General features: G+C 47.6%; 1 protein-coding gene. It reads left to right on the top strand.

Annotated elements, in window-relative coordinates:
* A partial coding sequence (locus tag HJY11_RS13375; RefSeq protein WP_208076438.1) for an ATP-binding cassette domain-containing protein occupies positions 1–357 on the top strand: 357 nt, incomplete at both ends.

Genomic DNA, 357 nt, shown 5'->3' with positions numbered 1-357 from the left:
AGAGACCAGTTTTTTATGAGCATCTCAATGCTATAGAGATACTGGAAATGCATCTCAGATATATGGGAAAAGAAGCTTCAGTGTCCGGGATGCTCGATCGTGTCGGATTGTATCATGCCAGAAAAAAGCCGGTGTCCAGTTATTCCCTTGGTATGAAGCAGAGGCTGGGATTTGCGAGAGCCTTGATTCACCGCCCTGAACTGCTTGTTCTGGATGAACCACTGAATGGGATGGATCCAGTAGTAGCGGCAGAGATGATCCAGATGTTGAAAGAAGCGGCACAGAATGGAGCGGCTATTCTTCTCTCAAGTCATATGCTTGGTGAAATGCGAAAGACGGCAGACCGGATTGGGGTTC

It is taken from the genome of Bittarella massiliensis (ex Durand et al. 2017), assembly GCF_017566145.1.
In the GTDB taxonomy this organism is placed as follows: Bacteria; Bacillota; Clostridia; order Oscillospirales; family Ruminococcaceae; genus Bittarella; species Bittarella massiliensis_A.
This window is presented reverse-complemented; position numbering and strand designations above follow the sequence as displayed.